Origin of the sequence: Okeania sp. SIO2B3 (assembly GCF_010672525.1) — a bacterium.
In the GTDB taxonomy this organism is placed as follows: domain Bacteria; phylum Cyanobacteriota; class Cyanobacteriia; order Cyanobacteriales; family Microcoleaceae; genus Okeania.
Window position 1 is genome coordinate 24,975 of record NZ_JAAHGH010000074.1, and the last position, 14,183, is coordinate 39,157.

14 protein-coding genes are annotated in these 14,183 nt (G+C 37.3%); 6 read left to right on the forward strand and 8 right to left on the reverse strand.

Translation table 11 applies throughout. The features are described 5' to 3' along the window. Positions 1 to 225 precede the first annotated feature (225 nt). Positions 226 to 444 (forward strand): hypothetical protein, encoded by a 219-nt coding sequence (locus tag F6K15_RS28385; protein WP_293067544.1) that lies wholly within the window; start codon positions 226 to 228, stop codon positions 442 to 444. Positions 445 to 1,110: 666 nt separating this feature from the next. Here F6K15_RS28385 and F6K15_RS28390 read toward each other — a convergent pair. After that, positions 1,111 to 1,377, reverse strand: coding sequence for a hypothetical protein (locus F6K15_RS28390; RefSeq protein ID WP_293065317.1), 267 nt, complete (start codon positions 1,375 to 1,377; stop codon positions 1,111 to 1,113). After that, positions 1,374 to 1,571: a hypothetical protein gene (locus F6K15_RS28395; protein ID WP_293067546.1), complete on the reverse strand. Its 198-nt coding sequence runs from the start codon at positions 1,569 to 1,571 to the stop codon at positions 1,374 to 1,376. Before F6K15_RS28395 ends, F6K15_RS28390 begins: the two co-directional genes overlap by 4 nt. Before the next feature lie 468 nt (positions 1,572 to 2,039). On the opposite strand from F6K15_RS28395, the gene F6K15_RS28400 reads away from it, so the two are divergent. The 5 genes from F6K15_RS28400 to F6K15_RS28420 all read left to right on the forward strand — a co-directional run bounded on the left by F6K15_RS28400 (position 2,040) and on the right by F6K15_RS28420 (position 8,722). Then, on the forward strand, positions 2,040 to 2,198 hold the full coding sequence (locus F6K15_RS28400) for a hypothetical protein (protein WP_293067549.1): 159 nt from the start codon (positions 2,040 to 2,042) through the stop codon (positions 2,196 to 2,198). 417 nt (positions 2,199 to 2,615) lie between these two features. Further along, positions 2,616 to 4,796: a hypothetical protein gene (locus F6K15_RS28405; RefSeq protein WP_293067551.1), complete on the forward strand. Its 2,181-nt coding sequence runs from the start codon at positions 2,616 to 2,618 to the stop codon at positions 4,794 to 4,796. 976 nt (positions 4,797 to 5,772) lie between these two features. Then, positions 5,773 to 6,216 (forward strand): YbjN domain-containing protein, encoded by a 444-nt coding sequence (locus tag F6K15_RS28410; protein WP_293067554.1) that lies wholly within the window; start codon positions 5,773 to 5,775, stop codon positions 6,214 to 6,216. Positions 6,217 to 6,503: 287 nt separating this feature from the next. Then, complete coding sequence (locus F6K15_RS28415; protein ID WP_293067557.1) at positions 6,504 to 7,799, forward strand: transposase; 1,296 nt, start codon at positions 6,504 to 6,506, stop codon at positions 7,797 to 7,799. 230 nt (positions 7,800 to 8,029) lie between these two features. Continuing rightward, positions 8,030 to 8,722: a sigma-70 family RNA polymerase sigma factor gene (locus tag F6K15_RS28420; protein WP_293067560.1), complete on the forward strand. Its 693-nt coding sequence runs from the start codon at positions 8,030 to 8,032 to the stop codon at positions 8,720 to 8,722. Positions 8,723 to 9,063: 341 nt separating this feature from the next. Here F6K15_RS28420 and F6K15_RS28425 read toward each other — a convergent pair whose 3' ends face one another. From F6K15_RS28425 to F6K15_RS28440, 6 genes are all read right to left on the reverse strand, one after another. Beyond that, entirely contained in the window at positions 9,064 to 9,747 is a 684-nt protein-coding gene (locus F6K15_RS28425; RefSeq protein WP_293067563.1) for a hypothetical protein, read from the reverse strand. Between the two features lie 380 nt (positions 9,748 to 10,127). After that, positions 10,128 to 11,636 carry a cell wall metabolism sensor histidine kinase WalK gene (locus tag F6K15_RS28430; protein ID WP_293067566.1) on the reverse strand — a complete coding sequence of 503 codons (1,509 nt, stop codon included), beginning with the start codon at positions 11,634 to 11,636 and terminating at the stop codon, positions 10,128 to 10,130. Between the two features lie 888 nt (positions 11,637 to 12,524). After that, a complete protein-coding gene (locus F6K15_RS28435; protein ID WP_293067569.1) occupies positions 12,525 to 12,899 on the reverse strand; it encodes a WG repeat-containing protein in 375 nt (124 codons plus the stop codon). A gap of 56 nt (positions 12,900 to 12,955) precedes the next feature. Then, the gene (locus F6K15_RS38680; protein WP_363268897.1) at positions 12,956 to 13,174 is read right to left on the reverse strand and encodes a WG repeat-containing protein; all 219 of its coding nucleotides are present in this window, start codon (positions 13,172 to 13,174) and stop codon (positions 12,956 to 12,958) included. Further along, positions 13,105 to 13,299, reverse strand: coding sequence for a WG repeat-containing protein (locus F6K15_RS38685; protein WP_363268899.1), 195 nt, complete (start codon positions 13,297 to 13,299; stop codon positions 13,105 to 13,107). The genes F6K15_RS38680 and F6K15_RS38685 overlap by 70 nt, the downstream gene beginning before the upstream one ends. A gap of 45 nt (positions 13,300 to 13,344) precedes the next feature. Beyond that, complete coding sequence (locus F6K15_RS28440; protein ID WP_293067571.1) at positions 13,345 to 13,539, reverse strand: WG repeat-containing protein; 195 nt, start codon at positions 13,537 to 13,539, stop codon at positions 13,345 to 13,347. Between the last annotated feature and the right edge of the window lie 644 nt (positions 13,540 to 14,183).

Below are 14,183 nucleotides of genomic sequence, written 5' to 3' on the forward strand. Positions count from 1 at the left end.
TATGATATTATGTCCGGATAAGAGCACGAACAAAAAACTTTCTATTTCTGCTACTCTTTCTTCTTCTTTCTTCCCTCCTAACTCCTAAATAATTAAGATTAATATCATACCCGCGCTTTACCAACGCTCCCCCTGTTGCCTTCCGGAGCTGTTGCCTCTGCACAACTGCTGACTGACTAGAAAGACAAAATTAGCGAAATTCTAAATCCTTACCTGATTTTTTAAATGAAAACTCAATACAAATATCCAGAGAACTTGAAATCTTCTGAGAGCGATCGTCATTCGCCACAGAATCAGAAACTTGTCGCTCCGCCACTCAATGATAAGTTTTACGCTGAGAGTTATGAATTACGCAAAGCTGCTTTGACTATGACAGTTGCGGCCATTGAGTGGTTCCGCAATAATGTTACAGTATTACTGGAAGGAAATTATAGTGCTCTGTGAAAATCACCGGATGGTGAATTGTGGAACGGCTCACGGGGTGACAAGCTAGTTGAAAGCTATATTTAGAGAAAATTTTGCGTTTTGAAACTGAAGAATACTTCAACATCAAGGGAACGCTGGCTTGAGAATAGATGGGGGGTGTGGTGCGTTCGCGGAGCTTTGCGTTACTCTGTAGCGCACCACACCCCCCATCCGTATTGAATAACAGTTCAAGTAAAATCGCCAACAATATTAGAAAAAAAGTCACTCTTATTAATTTTAATTAATCATAAAAAATCAAATATTGTACAGCGTATTAATCTTTAACATCGCTTTAATTCCTTTTCGATAATAGGGTGATTTATGAGGATTTCACCTCATTAAGTTTTCTACCCATTCTTGGATGAAATCATCAGATAATGTCCAAGAAATGCCAGATAATCCAAGCCAAAAGCTACTGTTTATTCTCTCTATCCTGCCTCTTTCATTCCTTCTTTATATATATTTTTTAATCCCTTTATTTTTGATTTTTCCCCTTTAAATTAACTAATTGTGTAAGAAATAGCTATCAGTAAAATTAAATTATTTAATCTAGTTTCATTTGCTTTTGCACCTTCAAGATTGTAACCTCCACTTTGACAATCTTTGAACATGGCCTCAATTCCCATTCTTTGACTATATACTTTATTAATTTTCTGTATCGGAAGATAAATTACTAATAATGTACCAGGTTTCTAATATATTTTTCTGGTTTCTTTGGCGCTTTTTATATATCAATAAATTTCGGAGGCAAACTTGCTTGATTTGAGTTATTTTTTGATTTAATAATAATTTTTTTGAGCCGACATTTACTTTTAATTGTTGTACTTGATAATACTTAGTACCACCCTTGATTTGAGTTGTTTTTCTTTGTCTAAATGCAAAATATAGATGTTTTTGACGATAATTTTTCAACCAATATGATCAATGAATATTATGTTAGCGGAGCTTTGCGGAGCGCAAAACTCTCTATCTCCTACTAAAATTCGTTGATATTTCTTCAACAATATTAACATAGGGCGAATTACTGCTTGTTTTTCTGTGAGATTACTTGCACCTTTATGACTTAAAATCTTCCAGTATATAGGTAATGCTCTTTTTTTACACACTACACTTATCATTAATATATTGATATTTTGCCACTGGGTTCTGTCTAAAACCAAAACTAATTCTGATGGTGATCAAAGCAGTTTATCTATCATAATCTTGACCAAAGGGAACCGAAATATAGGTAAACTTAATTTTTTTAAGATTAAAAATCTTTGTATATGTTTTCGACGACTTTCAGGTTGAATTGCTAGGGGATGCTAGGAGCAGATAATTTGGAGAACGGATCGGTATCGAGCATATTCTTTACGAATACGTTGTTGACAGTAGGACGGCAGAAGAAATTGCCGAACTATTTCATACTGTTAGCTTGGAACAAGTTTATGCAACAATTTTGTCTTATAGCAATGTGCACTGGCATATTTACAAATTACAAGAACTGTCCAATAGCTAAAAGTCTTACAATATCGGTTTTTTATTCCTCCTGTTGCCTGTTGCCTGTTGCCTGTTGCCTGCGCACAGCGCTATATTTGCGCGATCGCGAAACGGTAGGACAATATTTAGAAAATTGGTTGGACTATACGAATAAAGCTCAAGCTGAATTTGACCGTCATCCTCCAGCTTTTGTGGCGAAGGTATTGAAGTGGAAGTTGGAACGTCTAACTTCGGTCGGGTTATTGAAGATTTAATAGCTATTGCAGGGGCATCTTTTGAGGACGAATATCGAGACAAAATTGCTTATATTCGGCTAATTTGATTCTTGTTTAAAACTTAAGAAGCAATTGTAAGATCAAATCTGGATAATTAATATACCCAAGTCTTTGACTTTATTCTTCTGTTCCTTCCTGACTCCTGTACGTTACTCTAAGCACTGCTGTTCTACCTTAATCCTGATTCCCAATATTATAAAAGTATAAAATGTATAAGTACTAAAGCTAAATTAATTGTATATTTGATGGTCATATTAAATAGGTGGGCAAAATTATTTTTATATCTGCTGCTCAAGCACACAAGTATATTTTTATTCCCTACTCCCTGCTTAAAGGAGTTAAATTAATTTTGCACAAATACCTATTAGCTTAAATCAGTATAACAAGGAAATTGAAATGGGTGAGTTTAGAGAAAATTTAGCTCAAATGCCCCTAGAAGATCAATACTATCTTTTAGAAACTTTACCAGGTTTTCTCGTGAGTGAATCTGATACAGAGCAATTGCATCGCTTACTCACAGATTTTGATTTTATCGAATCAAGACTATATTTATTCGGAGTAGAATATCTATTAAATGATTATGAGGAAGCCATGCATTCTAATGTATGGACTTCAAGTGAAAAAGTTAAAACTCTAAAATTAATTCAAGGGGCAATTGAACTATCATCTCATATCCTTGTGGAAGATAAAACGCAACTACCAGGACAACTGTGGGGGCGACTGCTATCTTTTGAAATACCAGAAATTCAGGAAATGCTACAACAAGCAAAATCTTGGAATAGATCGTCCTGGTTAAGACCAATGGCACCAAGTCTCACACCTCCTGGAGGTAGACTACTACGTACTTTCATCGGTCATACTGGCTGGGTAAATGCAGTAGCTGTCACCCCAGCCGGATTGATAATTTCTGGTTCTGCTGACAATACTCTCAAAGTTTGGAACCTGGAAACAGGGAAAGAAATAGCAACCTTAACTGGTCACAAGGCAAGAATTAGAGCTATAGCATTATTAAATGATAAATGGGTTGTTTCCGGGTCAGATGACTTCAGCATCAAAATTTGGAACCTAGAAACAACTAAAGAATTTCTCACTCTCACTGGTCATACAAGAGGAGTAAGAGCAGTGGCAGTATTACCAGATGGTAGAGTAGTTTCCGGTTCTTCAGATAATACGATTAAAGTCTGGAATATTGAAACACAAAAAGAAGAAATTACCCTCACAGGTCATAAAGGTTGGGTCAATTCGTTGGCGGTATTATCCGGTCGAGAAATTATTTCAGGCTCATCCGATCGCACTATCAAAATTTGGAATATCCAGACAGGAGAAGAATTATTAACACTGAGTGGTCATACGGGTGGTGTGAGAACTGTGGCGAAACTTCCAGAAGGACAAGTAATTTCCGGTTCTTCTGACAACACAATAAAAGTTTGGAATTTGCACAGTCAAAAAACTACTTTGACATTCAAAGGTCACGCTAAAGGTATAAATGCAGTAGCAGTAGCTCCAGATAGTAAGGGAATTATTTCTGCTGCTTCTGACAATACTCTCAAAGTTTGGAGTCTCCAGACAGGAGAAGAGTTATTTGCTCTCAAAGGTCATGCTGACTCTGTATATGCAGTTGCAGTTTTACCAGATGGACGTATAATTTCTGGTTCTGATGATTTTACTCTCAAAGTTTGGAGTCTTGATACTTCTGTAGAATTACCACCTCCGATCGGACATACTAATAGGGTGAATGCAGCAGTAGCGCTACCAGATATACAAGCAGCATCAGCATCTTGGGATAACACAATTAAGATCTGGAATTTAAACACAACAAAATCAGTTTGTACTCTTAAAGGTCATACTGATCGAGTTAATTCCGTAGCAGCATTACCAGACAAACGTATTATTTCAGCTTCTGATGATAATACTCTCAAAGTTTGGAGTTGGGAAACAGCACAGGAATTGTTGAGTATAGAAGGTAATACTAGATGTATTTTTGCTGTGGCAGTTACACCAGAGGGTAAACGAGCGATCGCCTGTTTATCTGACCAAACTGTAAAAGTCTGGAGTTTAGAAACTTTAAAGGAGGTTGCTACTCTGATAGGACATACTGACTGGGTAAGTTCAGTGACAGTAACGCCAGATGGTAAGCAAGTAATTTCTGGGTCTTTTGACAAGACTATTAAAGTTTGGAGCTTGGAAACTGGAGAAGAAGTTTCTACTTTAGTCGGTCATAATGGGTGGGTAAAAGCTTTGGCAGTAACCCCAGATGGTAAGCGAGTAATTTCTGGGTCTTTTGACAAGACTATTAAAGTTTGGTGTTTAGAAACGGCAGAGGAACTATTTAGTTTGAGCGGTCATAGTGACTGGGTAAGTTCTGTTGCAGTAACACCAAATGGTAAGCAAGTGATTTCTGCATCTGACGATCATACTCTCAAAGTTTGGGACTTAGAAAAGCGACAGGCGATCGCTCATTTTACAGGAGAGAGTTCTTTGGAATGTTGCGCTGTGGCAGAAGATGGAGTAAAAATTATTGTTGGTGAAGCTTCTGGGAGGGTACACTTTTTAAAATTAGAATGTTATAGGGAATAGGGGAGTGGGGGAGTAGGAGAGGTTGAAGTAATTATAGAATTATTAGACTTGTCGCTTTATAACTATAAAAAACTGGTAAACCCTGATCATGTAAGGATTTTAGACGTTTTAATATTAAAACGTCTGGAATTATTACTGTGTCTTAATTTGAGTGATTTTTTCTATCTATTTAGCGACAACTCTATTAAAGAGCGATCGCTCTTTAATCTAAAAACAAATTGTTTTTGAGCAAAAATTACTGCGATCGTCCGAGAGAAATCAATATATCAATTTCATTAGACATCTCCTCCAAAAGAGGGAATAGGAAATAGGGGACAGGGAACAGGGAACAGGGAACCCACCCCTAACCCATCCTGGGAGGGGAATAATTGATAATTTATGGATAATAATTGATTTTATTTTTGATTTTTACCAGATGTCTATTATTGTTTTAGTAATTGCAGTGCTTGAATTGCCAGGAATAAAAAACCCACCGATCCAAGTACAGTGAGAATTTGGGCTACTAAATTAGGTGTTAATATTTCACTCATAATTATATCCTTACGAAAATAGTCAACTTATAGTCTATTTTATCTCAAACTTCAAAAATAGTCAGGACTTACGCAAATACTCTACATATAGCGATAAAAAATACTATTTACCCCTACAAATAGTGGTTTCAAAGTCAATTTGCGTAAGCCCTGATAGTATAATAATTATATTTTTAGCGTTGGTGAGTTGAGATATGATATCATGTCCGGGTAAGAGTGGGATAGAACTCCGTTCTGCTTACAGATTAACGTGCGTTGTGCGCCAGCAAACAAAAAACTTTCTCCTTCTACTCCTCTTTCTTTTTTTTCTTTCTTCCCTCCTGACTCCTGACTTCCCCTCCTGGGAGGGGGAGGGGCGAGGGGTGGGTTGACTCCTGACTCCTAAGTAATTAAAACTAACATTATACACTAATTCAGCAACGCCGTAAAGCTTTTGGAGAAAAAGAATGAAATTTGAGACGAATGTACAAGAAGTTTGCTACAACAAAGTATCTCTCTGGATGAGAGAATTATTTGATAAATTTCCCTGTGTGAGACAAGACTTACCAGGCATTACTTTATTTATGGGTTCTGCCTTAGTTGAAGTATCTGTTTTTGCTTGGGGAGATAATGAGGCAATAATTAATACTCGCTCCTATGTGGTGACAAATGTAGATTTAAAAGCAGATTTGATGAAATTTTTACTGCAAGAAAATAGTAAAATGCGGTTTGGTGCTTTTGGTATAGATGAAAATAATAGCATTATATTTGAACATACAATAGTCGGTTCTACTTGCGATAAACCAGAATTAGAAGCATCTGTAAAAGCAGTTTTAGCAATTTCTGATGAATATGACGATAAAATTGTTGAACAGTGGGGAGGACATAGGGCCATGGACAGAATATATTAGGGTCTGCTGAAAAAATTGGTTGGTGGCGGTAGGACGCGGGGAAACGGAGACGCGGAGACGCGGAGATGGTCTGATTTAATATTTAAGTGTGGATAGAATTATAAATATATACTGTATAACGGGATTTTATATTACCACTCTAAATAATTAGGAAAAAAACTCCTTTCTATGTCCTGAATTTTAACTTCTGTAATATCTATTCAACTGGCCAACATCCCAGCAGAAGCTTTTGCCCTGGTTGAAAAACTTGTATTATTATCTTGCTATCACCCCGGAAATTTTCCACCATGCGCACTGCCTACCAATATAAATTAAGGCCCAACAAAGAACAAACCGCAGTAATAGAAATGTGGTTGGAATTGTTGCGTCGGCAGTACAACTATCGTTTGAGTGAAAGATTCTCATGGTGGTCAGAAAACCGTTGTCCAGTTAACGCTTGCCCCTTGGTGATACCAATTCCTCAACTAAGAGATCATCCAGATTATTACTCTCAAAAACGAGATTTGGTCAATACCAAAGACAAGTTTCCTTCCTACAAGCTAATTCATTCTCAGGTTTTGCAAGATTGCATAAAACGAGTAAAACTTGCCTTTGATAGATGGTTGAAAGCAGACAAAAATGGACAGAAATTAGGAAAACCAAGGTTTAAGGGAAAAGGACGTTATCGCAGTTTTACTTATCCTCAAATAAAACTTGACTGCATTCAAGAAAACAAGATAAACTTGCCCAAAATCGGCAATATCAAGTTGATTCAACATCGGCCGTTACCTGATGGTTTTCAAATTAAAACAGTAACTATTAGTCGTAAAGCAGATGGTTATTATGTGACTTTATCCCTAGAAGAAAAATCAGTTCCAGCTTTAACTTGTAAAAATGTGGAACCTACATTAAAAAACACTCTGGGAATCGATATGGGGCTGAAGAAATTCTTAGTAACAAGTGAAGGAGAATCTGTTCCCATCCCTCAATACTATCGAAAATCTCAGCAGCGATTAAAGACTCAAAAGAAACGTTTATCTCGAAAGAAAAAAGGAAGTAAAAGGTGGTTAAAAGCTGCCAAAGCTGTTGCCAAACAACATAAAAAGGTTGCTGATAAACGTAAAGACTTTCACTTCAAAACAGCCAATGAATTGTTATCAAAAGCTGAAGTTATAGCCCACGAAAACTTAAATATTAAAGGGCTAGCAAGAACCCGTTTGAGTAAATCAATTAACGATGCTGGATGGAGACAATTCCTGTCTATTTTGACTGTCAAAGCTGGAAATGCTGGACAGAAAACCATAGCAGTGAATCCAAAAAATACCAGCCAAGATTGCTCAAACTGTGGAAAAAAAGTTCCTAAAGAATTAAACATACGAACTCATTCTTGCCCGCATTGCGGTGTTGTCATAGACCGCGACTTGTTTGCGCAGCATGACCTAGGAAATGCAGCGATAAATATAAAAAATAGGGCGGTAGGGCATTCCGTCCTTAAAGCACGCGCGTGCCCGACGGAATACCGGGGCTGCGAAACGAGAAGCCCACACTATAGCGCCAGCTTAGTGTGGGAGATGTCACCAACGCTTAAATTATTAATAGCTTAATCATTTTAATTGCCTTATTTGAGAGAATATCTGAAAAGTTTTTTGATACTGAATTTTGCCCCCCTAGCCCCCCAAAATGGGGGGGGACAAGAGTCAATTTGCTTGCTCTAGTCCCCCAAAATTGGGGGATGCGCGGGGGCTTGGATGTAGCAAATGGGACTTCTCAGACAACCTCTTAGAATTAATAATGGTTAGACCGAATATTCAATAATCTAAATTTTTTATACTTTATGTTAAAAGCAGAGCCTACTTACACATTTCCTGAATCTAATCACCCTATAGTTAAATCACTATTCCATCATAGTGACCAGGAACTATTGACCTTATTTCAAAACTATCCAGACCAAGGAAAATACTTCGTAACAATTTTTTGTCGCTATGGTATGATTGTCCAAACTTTAATTCAACATTCCGTGCGCTCCCCCGTTCAAGCAGATTATTTATTTGCCCAAACTTGGCAACATATATTTTATGAACTGCGTGGCCTAGATTTACGAGAGGGGGCAGATCCAAGCAATGAAAATACTACTCTCCAGAATTGGTTAATAAATGTTACAGCCATTAGTCTTAACGAAGTAGAAATTCCTCCTGTAGAATCAATTCGTTATTCTTTACAGGTAGCTCCACCACCTTTATGGTGCTATGTTAGGCAAGTATTGGACCAGTTAGAAGCACTACTCCGTTTGATTCTGTTAATGTCTGAGACTTTCCACTGGAGTGAAACAAGAATTGCAGCATATCTCCAAGCTGAAGGAGAAACTATTTCATCTCAGGAAATAAAATCTTTGTTGCAGCAGGGATACCATCATCTAGATAATAATTTACCAGAGGATATTAAAGCCATCTATTTTAATGATGATATGGAACAGGTTAGTACGAGTATAAATCAGTTTCTCCAAGTTTCAAAAGAACCAAAATCCTAAAACCCACATTCCGCACCACAAAATATAGTATAGAATCAGGAGTCAGGAGACAACCCACCCCTCGCCCCTCCCCCTCCCAGGAGGGGAATACTGCAGACAGAATTTTATCAGAAAATCATAGCTGCCGTGATTGAGTACACAATCGAGTAAGTATTTATGCTCAACTATTTACTCGGAATTTGATCTAATAAAAAAGTAATTGAGATGATTTGCTGATGATAAATACCTACCAAGCTACGGATTTATATACTACTTTTAATGATACGCTCTTGAAGTGCGTGTGGGTAGGCTAAAACAATTACAAATCAATACTTTTGACTTTTAACTTCCACATAGCGGCGCTAGTTCAAAAATACTCCTCCTGTCCCAGTAATATTGAGTGACTTAGTATCTAAATCAAAATTTTCTGTGGAATTAAACCTCACCTCTAATACTCTAGGAGAAATACCCCGAGGACTTACTAATAATAACCCTCCATCAGGACGTTGATAGGTTAACGTTAATGGGACTGGCAATTCATATATTTCTACTACTGACCTTTCTCCTAGAGTCCTATGTCGGCCACCAATTACCTGATATCTAATTACGGCATCCGTTTGATTAATCAATCTCAGAGTAATGAGACCTTCCACAGGCGTAACTCTACCCGCAGGTTCAGGAAATTGTGGTGGTATTTGATTAATCTCTTGTTGCTGGCCACCAGGGTTTCCTACATTAGGGGGTTGACGGCGACGAGGCTCACTTCTCTCTGGTTCGGACTCTACTGGTTTTTCTTGACCGCCAGATGGCTGACTAGCAGGAGGTTGACGACGACGAGGTTCAGTATTCTCTTCAACTTCAGCAGGTTCTTTTCTTGAAGGTTGAGTAGGTGGCTTAGTAGTACCAGGTGGAGGCCCTCCAGCTAGAGCAACTGTAATTAGTCCCATCATTAAACTGCTACAAATGGTACTAACGATCGGAGTTTTTTCAACAAGTTTAGAAAGGTATTGAATCATAATCTCCTGAGAATTTGAATCAGAGGTCATTTCAGTTATCAGTTATCAGTTATCAGTTATCAGTCAATACAGTTTCCTAGGTCATGCTGCGCAAACAGATAAGACCAAAACTCATAAGGTATGGAACTATTAGATGTAGATCGGGTTTTCAGATGACACCACTGCCAAAAAAAATCCTTAAATAATACTACACTAGATAAGTTAACCGTTCTTATATATTAATCTGATATAGAATCCGGTTATATAATATATGTTGACAATTCTAGAATTACTTCAATCTCCCCTCTTCCCCTCCTGGGAGGGGTTAGGGGTGGGTTCCCTACTCCCGGGCGAATGCCATTCGCCCGGGAGTAGGGGCGAATGCCATTCGCCCCTACTACCCTGCTCCTCACCAAATATATAATAAGTATTCAACCAGATTTGATCTGACTCTGATTTATCGGTAAAGTAACTGTGGCCATAGTACCAACTTGAGGATGACTCTCTATGGATATTTGGCCATAATGATTTTCTATAATAGCTAGGGCGATCGCTAACCCTAAACCTGACCCAACTGTACCATGATGTGAACGAGCAGGGTCTACTCGATAAAAGCGATCGAATAATCGTGATAATGTATCAATTGGAATACCAATACCATTATCTTTGACTGTTATTTGAAGGCAGTCATTTTTATATTTAAGGTTTTGACAACCTCTGAAAATTACTCCACTACTTTCAGAGCTATTGTCTAGTTCCCTTTTCTGAGTCCTTAATGTTGCTTTTTTGACTTTAGGAAGATGCTGCAACTCTACTACTATCTGACCACCAGATGGGGTATGTTGAATTGCATTACTAATTAGATTTGTAAATAACCTGGCTAGTTGATCCCAATCTCCTATGAGTGTAATGTCTTCCTCAGATACAAGATTTTTGATGGTTGAAAATTTGTCTTGATTTTTATCTACCTTCTCAATAATATCGGGCAGGGAAATTTTTAATTCTAGATTTATATCTTGGGCAGTGGCGATCGCTTGTTGTTCTTCTACTACTTCTATCAATAAAGCATCTAAAGGTACTGATGAAAACTGCGACTGCACTATTCCACTATCTTGACGTGCCAAAAATAGTAAATCATCTACCAGTTTTCCTAACCGACGAGTCAAACGTTCGATAACTTGTAGTTGTTGTTGATGTTCGGATGATGCTAACTCTCTGTCTGCTAAAGCAACTTGTACATTAGTTTGAATCATTGCTATGGGGTTGCGAAGTTCGTGGGAAGCATCAGCAGTAAATTTTTTCAGATGTTGATAAGACTCCCGTACTGGTTGTATTGCTAACCCAGAAAGTAACCAACCTATTGCTCCTACTGAAATTATGACTAAACAGGTGATGATACTTAGGTCTAGCATTAATTGGCGAATTGGTTTTGTCACTTCAAACCAAGGATGACTGACTCGCAAATATCCTAAGACTTGGCGATCGACTTCTACTCTATCTGTTATCTGTCGTAGTAGTAAATTATTATCTATTGGTTGTTGTAATGTTTCAATTTTTTCCAAGTGAGGAGTTATTCGTACTGTTTCTCCAGTGCGGTTGGAATGTATGGGAATATTTAGGGGAGCAGAAAAGGTTGACCAAATTAGTTCTCCTGTGGAGCTAAACCATTCAAGGTCGATATGGTCATCTTCTACGGTATTGGCATTATCTCGAAAGCTAGCTTCGAGGTTAACACGAAATTTTTTACTATTTTTAGTGGGAAAAGATTCGATGACTAGCGATCGCTCTACTACTTCTACGACATGAAGTAAAGTATCGTCGATACGTTCGATCAAAGTATTTCGGAAATAGATATAAAATCCTGTGACAAATATTAGTAATAAAATAGCTGTTACTGTGGTGTACCAAATTGCTAAACGACGACGAGTTGTTTGAAACATATTTATCACCTACATTTCGCAGTTCAAAACGTAGTATAAAGGATAAGTAGTCAGTAAGTAAGTAGGTCTAATTAAGGCGTTGCACAGTGACGAATGATTTGACATTTTTGATGAACATAATTTTGGATTTGAGAATTGCCAGAATGATTAATATTAGGTTTTTTCGAGTCAAATTATCAACTAATTTTTGGCAATATCATTCCATAATGTGCAACCCCCTAATTAAACGTTAAAAAAAATTGTAGGGGTGGGTTTAACCGAAAGCTTTGAATTAAGCGCGATGAGTTCTAAAAACCAGCCCTCTTTAATATTGCATTTATTTATGTTCACCTACTTAGTAGTCAGTATTGAGAGGTGAATATTTATTGCTAATTGCCAGAATAAATTAAGTGTTTATGCTTGATTTATTATAATGATTTGCAGAGTCTAAATATTTGGTAATTCACCGATTTTATAAGATTTTTTTTTATCTGGCAAATTGATATGGGGAATGTGATTTATAAGGCAGGAAGCAGAAATAAATCTGGGAGTATAAAATAGCAATGAGCGCTGGTATATTTACAAATTGCAGGAGGGGCTAAATAGCTAAAAGTCTTATATTATCTGTTTTTTTATTCCCCTCCTGGGAGGGGTTAGGGGTGGGTTGCCTGTTGCCTGTTGCCTGTTGCCTGCGCACAGCGCCATACCATCTCCTGAATCAAAAAAATCATAATTTTAATTTAGCTGTAAAAAGGTCAGTTTATCTAGTTAATATAGCAATTATTATATTTGTGAGGTACAAAGTTATGGGTTTTAGGGAAAACCTTAACTGGGAATATTTTAACTGGGAATAGGAAATAGAAAAGAAGAAAAACAAGTGTAACTCATGAATCCGAGAAGCACTATATTTTAATTATTGACTTTGCTGCTACTTCTTTTGCGTGTTTTTCTGCTGCGTGAATAGTTTGTATTTTCCAGTTGTTTTTTTGTTATTGTACTTTGCTCTGCTTTGGCATTTTTACATTTTAGGCTGACTTGTTTTTGCTTTGGTAAATCTTGATTAGTAGGTGTTTCAACTACTTCTCCCCTTTTATTAATATATCCCCTCTTTTTTCCTTGCTTAAAAAATGCTAGTTCTCCATTAAACCTTCCTAATTCGTCATAACAAATTGGCATAACTTCCTCTCCACAATTATTGATATAACCATATTTTTTTCTAGCCTTACCGAAAAATTGTGGTTTAAAGCCTCCCCTTTTAAGGGGATAATAAAGAAAAATTTTCATGATTAGTCAATCCTCTCCTTGAAAAGAAGAGGTAATTATTCATTATTCATTATTCATTATTCATTGTTGAACCTTGCTATTCCTTGACTAAAACTATCGGCAAAATCATAGATAAAATCAATAACAATTTTTCCCTTATAGTTTATCAAAATAATATGGGTCGCGCAACCCCGCCTTTTAAGGCGTAATATTTTTGGAGCGGGGCTTAAATCCCCGTTACAAAAATAACTTCTGACTTCTGACTTCTGACTTCTGACTTCGTTAAATAACCCCACTTTTTGTCTCGTTTTACAAGTGCTAAACCTTCAGAAAATTGCCAAGCTGCTACATAAGTAGGAGGTATTATCTCTTTTCCTTCTCTATTTTTATAACCATGCAGATCGTTGACTTTAAAGCGTATTAATTCTTCAGTACGATCAGTTACTTCATCATGATAATTTTTGGGTTATTGTGGTTGATTAACATCCAGAAATTTTCCATTAGAGTCAATATATTGAATTTGATTATTAATCTTGACTTTTGCTACTCCTAAAGAAAACTCACTTGCTGTTTCTAATTTTGGCGGAATTACAACCTTTCCAGTTCGATCTTTATACCCCCATTTCCCATCACTCTGAAAAGGGATTAAAAACTTAGTCATTGATGATAATTTATGCAAAATTTGGCGATAATTTATAATATTTTATTAGACTTCAATTCAAACTACAGTTGATGCTTTTAAAGAGACTCAATTTCAAATCGTAAATATTGCAAAAATTCCCAAAAATCAGCAATACATAGAGATAATCAAAATAAATTTCATACTTCTGATATGAATTGTCTTCTTATGGGCTATGACTCTACGAAAAAGTGATGTTTAAGCCTACATTCCGCACAACAAAATGTAGCAACCGAAGAAGGAGTCAGGAGACAACCCACCCCTGCCCCTCCCAGCTATCCCTTATAAGGAACTCCTGAAACCCTTGTAGGAGGGTGGGGAGAGGGGGAGGAGGGGGAAGAGGGAGAAGAGGGGGAAGAGGGGGAAGAGGGGGAAGAGGGGGAAGAGGGGGAAGAGTGACAAAATCGTGGTAGTCAATCACCTTTGCTGCGCTGAGGAGGCTCGTACTTTTGATTTAGACGAATTTATGCGTAATCCAGATACCTACAAAATTCCGGTATTGCGCGCGGGCGATACTGTTTATGTGCCTGACCAGTCTTCGGATAAATTCAGCAGCTTTTGGAAAGACACGGTAGACGTCTTAGCAGTTGTTGCAATCGTAGCGGGGTTATAGACATGAAACTCAT